This is a genomic window from Pseudomonas edaphica, from assembly GCF_005863185.1.
Lineage (GTDB): Bacteria > Pseudomonadota > Gammaproteobacteria > Pseudomonadales > Pseudomonadaceae > Aquipseudomonas > Aquipseudomonas edaphica.
The window spans coordinates 1-4,110 of the sequence record NZ_VBVZ01000550.1; the positions used below are offsets into that span (position 1 = coordinate 1).

Annotated in this window: 4 protein-coding genes; 3 read left to right on the plus strand and 1 reads right to left on the minus strand. The window is 61.3% G+C overall.

Annotated elements, in window-relative coordinates; all coding sequences use genetic code 11:
• Window positions 1-231: 231 nt before the first annotated feature.
• The 3 genes from cyaY to rnk all read left to right on the plus strand — a co-directional run bounded on the left by cyaY (window position 232) and on the right by rnk (window position 1,327).
• Window positions 232-564, plus strand: coding sequence for an iron donor protein CyaY (cyaY, locus tag FEM54_RS26230; RefSeq protein WP_099550435.1), 333 nt, complete (start codon window positions 232-234; stop codon window positions 562-564).
• 2 nt (window positions 565-566) lie between these two features.
• Window positions 567-785 (plus strand): DUF1289 domain-containing protein, encoded by a 219-nt coding sequence (locus tag FEM54_RS26235; RefSeq protein ID WP_056860802.1) that lies wholly within the window; start codon window positions 567-569, stop codon window positions 783-785.
• Between the two features lie 131 nt (window positions 786-916).
• On the plus strand, window positions 917-1,327 hold the full coding sequence (gene rnk, locus FEM54_RS26240; protein WP_017134998.1) for a nucleoside diphosphate kinase regulator: 411 nt from the start codon (window positions 917-919) through the stop codon (window positions 1,325-1,327).
• Here rnk and FEM54_RS26245 read toward each other — a convergent pair.
• A partial coding sequence (locus tag FEM54_RS26245) for a class I adenylate cyclase (protein ID WP_138453626.1) occupies window positions 1,324-4,110 on the minus strand: 2,787 nt, incomplete at its 5' end. The genes rnk and FEM54_RS26245 overlap by 4 nt on opposite strands.

A 4,110-nucleotide genomic window follows, 5' to 3' on the forward strand; every position in this document is an offset into this window, starting at 1 on the left:
CCTTGAATATGCATTAATTGCGCCCGAGTATACCGACCACCCGGCAGCTTGCCTATGCGCCGTAATACCCGTCCGGCGGGGGTTTGCCGAGCATGTCGCGATTCGGCCTACGCTAAATGAGGATATTTCACGCGGCTGCGGGTAATGAAATCGGTATCCTTTGCAATCATCATGGCGCGTCCGTATCGTGCGCCGCTTGAGCGTGACCAGACACTTTTCGAGGTTCCCACAATGAGTTTGACCGAAGCCCGTTTTCACGACCTGGTGGATTCGACCCAGCAGGCGCTGGAAGATATTTTCGACGACAGCGGCCTGGATGTGGACCTGGAGAACTCGGCTGGCGTGCTGACCGTTAAGTTTGAAAACGGCACCCAACTGATCTTCAGCCGTCAGGAGCCGCTGCGTCAGCTATGGCTGGCGGCGCGTTCGGGTGGTTTTCACTTCGACTACAACGAAGAAGACAAAAACTGGCAGTGCGATACCAGCGATGAGCTGTTAAGCGAAATGCTCGCACGCCTGGTCCAGGAACAAGCCGGCGCTGAGCTGGACTTCGACGAGATCTGATCGTGACCCAGCCTGCACCTGTACGCCCACCCAAGCCGCTGTTCAGCAATGTCAGCCCGGCAGTGCCGTCACCTTGTATCAGTTTGTGTCGCCTGGACGAGCAAAAAGTCTGTCTCGGCTGCTACCGGCACGTGGAAGACATCCGTGAATGGCGCTCCGCCGACGATGCCCGGCGCCGGGTGATCTGCGCCGAGGCCGAACAGCGCAGGGCGCGCGCCTGAGGCCGTCTTGTTTATTTGTGACGCTGTGGTAGTGTCCGGGTACGCCTCAACTCATCGAGGCCCGTGAGAACCCCGCCTTTTCCTGGCGGGGTTTTGCTTTTTTGTGCAGAAAAAAGGAGTCTGCCTGAATCATGACCGCACCTTCCATCATTCTTACCCGTCTTGACGTGCAGCGTCTGGAGCAATTGATCGACCGCTTGGGCGACGACTCTCCCGGCGCCGAAGCGTTGCAAGCCGAACTCGACCGCGCCGAAGACGTGGTTGGCCACGATGAAGTGCCTGCGGGTGTCGTGACCATGAACTCCAGCGTGCATTGCCGTGAGCAAGGCAGCGGCAAGGACTACCACCTGACCCTGGTGTACCCGAAGCACGCGAACGCCGATGAAGGCAAAATTTCGATCATGGCTCCGGTAGGCAGCGCCTTGCTTGGCCTGCAAGTGGGCCAGCACATCGACTGGCCGGCGCCGGGCGGCAAAACCCTCAAGCTTGAATTGCTCAGCGTCGAAGGCCAGCCCAAAGATGGCGGCGCCTTCCCTCTCTAAATCTGGCTCAGCGCCGCATTCAGCGACAACTCCAGCTCGGCCTTGTAACGCAGATACAAGTTGCTCGGGCTTTGCACATCACCGAGCAGGCCGGACAGGTCCAGGTCGGTGATGTAGCAGCGGTAAAGCTCGGTCTCCCGGCGTTGCCCGACGATTTCCTGGGCGACCACGGCAAACAGTTGGTCGCCGAACTCCAACTCCGAAAACTCCCGTTGATTGCAATACAGCGTGATGCCGACCTGGCCGGGTGCGGCCTTGCCGATAATCGCCTGCACGTCATAAAACGGCTTGTTGGCCGGGTTTTGCGGCACCGGCCGAGGCTCGATGCCGCGGGCGCGGTGGCTGCCTGACGGCAACAGTTGGTAATACAAAATCTGCACTTCACCCAGCGGCTGTTGCGTGTCCAGCGGTGCCAGCGCTTCGCGGCGATAGATGATTGACTGCAGGAATCGCTGCAGTGGCGCCAGCAGGCTTTGCTCATCATGAAACGGCAAGCGTTGCTGCCACAGCGCATTGAACTCATCCAGCACATACAGCTCGGCGAAGCCTTCATTGACCCGGTAGAACACCTGCACACAATCAGCCACGCCCATGGGCAGCAGCAGGGCCAGGTCGTGGTCTTCCAGCGCCATGGCGTCCAGGTGCAGCGGGCTGTAGCTGGCCAGTTCTTCGCTGAGGTAGGCGATCAGCGCATCCTGGGTCAGCAGTGGCACGTGAGTGGCCTGGCCCGGCGTCAGTTCCATCACGTGATAGTGCTGCTGCACCTGCAGGAGGTAGCGGTGATTGGACTGGCTCAGCAGCAGGTTCTGCACGGTGTCGAAAATTTCTTCCACCCGTTGGGCAATGAATTGCGCACGGTTGTGGCAGAAGCAGCGCACCCGCAGGCGTGGCAGGTGGTTCGGCGGCAGTTGGTTGAGGTAGTCGCGCAGGCAGTCGAGCAGTGCATGGGGGCCGTCGTAGCGGCTGACCAATACCTCGTTCCAACTGTTGAGCGTGACCTGATCCAGGGTCAGCACCAGGTTGTCGCGCACACCGGCGTAGCTCAGGGAGTCAGTGCGCTCGGTGGTCATCAGGATATTCAAGTCGCGGTGATGCTTGAGCGGGTCGACGCCGACGTTGATCAGCAACAGCACCTCTTCCGGTACCGCCGAGCGCAACAGGCGGTCTTCATCAACGCTGGCCAGGGGCAGGGCGATGGTCTGTTGCAGGCAGCCCAGCAGGTTGAACAGCTCGAATTCCGTCATGTCGCTGACGCCTGGGTGCAAGGCCAGGCGCGTGCTGCTGTCGATCACGCCGTTGCGATGGCACCAGGTGAGCATTTCCAACAGGTCGCGGCTGCGCTTGATCGGCGCGAAGTGCTCCCATTCCAGCGCCGTAAGGTTGCCGTTGTACAAGCCCCAGTGGTGCTGGCCGGGCTCTTTGCGGTTGGGCGATTGCACCAGGGTCAGGGTGTCTTCGGCCACGTCCGGGGCGATGCCGGGGTTGATGAACTCGACCTTGCCGGCTTTACGCTCAAACGCGGCATACAGGCGCCGACCCAGCACATTGAGGTCGCGCTTGTTGATCAGGCTGACGGTCTGCTCGGTGCGAGCGAACTGGGTAAGAAAGCGGTAGCTGTAATTGAGTTCGCTGACCAATGCGCGGCGCTCGGAAGCCACCTGGCGCACTTTCCACTGGCTGCGGCTGTCCAGCAAGGCCAGTTGGCGCTGGTCCCAACCCCATTCATGGGCCAGGCGTTCCAGCAACAGCCGCTGCCAACTGGTGCTGCGTTGGCCGGCGCTGAGCTTGCGATTGACCTTCAGGTACAGCGCGCGCCGTACCAGCTCCAGGCGATCGGGTTCATTGCGCGCCCTGAGGTATTCCTCGATGCGGCGGTAGACCACGATGTACGGGTCCAGCTCGTCCAGGTCCATCTGGTTGGCAAACACCGCACGTTTGAAGCGCAGGCTCAGGCAGTGCACGTTCGGGTGTTCGCTGGCGTACACCTCGGTCAGCAGCAGCTTGAGCACCGATTTGTAAGGCGACTCGATGCCCTTGAACAGCTGCCACAACCCCGCGCCGATAAATTCGCCCGGCGGGATGTGCGCCAGGTGGCCGAGGTCGAGGGTTTCATCGGCGCGGATAAAACGTTTGGAGATCAGCGCGTGGGTGAACTCGGCGTAGCGGGTTTCTTCATAGACCGGCACCAGCCACCAGATGGGCGTGCGCCCGGCGAGCCAGATGGCGGTGCGGTAGAACTCATCCAACAACAGGTAATGCTGGGTGGTGCCGCAATCGTCAGAGCTCAGTTGCGTATCGCGCTCGCCTGAAACAAAGCGCGTCGGCTCGATCAGAAAGAAATGCGCCTCAGCGCCCATGGTCAAGGCCCAGGCTTCCAGCAACTGGCACTTTTTGCGCAACTCGGCCAGTTCGTTCTCGCCAAGGTCCGCAGCGTGGCAGACCCACACGTCCATGTCGCTCTGGTCCGCCTGGGCCAAGGTGCCGAGGCTGCCCATCAGGAACAGGCCATGGATCGGCCGCGGCGGGTTGCCATGGCGCGGCTTATAGGAGAACGAGCGGGTCAGGCGCTGGGCTTCGGTGAGGGCCTGGGCGTCGGGTTCGAAATTCGACAAGCCTGCCGGCGTGCTGCTCGAGACGTAGCCGGGCAACAGCGGGTGGTTGACGTGGAAAAACAACGGCAGCAGGGTCAGCACGCTTTGTTGGCGCGGCGTCAGCCCTTCGACGGCGCGGGCCATGCGGCCTGCATTGAGGGCCATGAAGCGCGCACGCAACTGGGCCAGCAC

Excerpts from the sequence above, each read along its gene's own strand:
- cyaY (WP_099550435.1), top strand. The coding sequence starts at position 232 with ATGAGTTTGACCGAAGCCCGTTTTCACGACCTGGTGGATTCGACCCAG.
- rnk (WP_017134998.1), top strand. The coding sequence starts at position 917 with ATGACCGCACCTTCCATCATTCTTACCCGTCTTGACGTGCAGCGTCTG.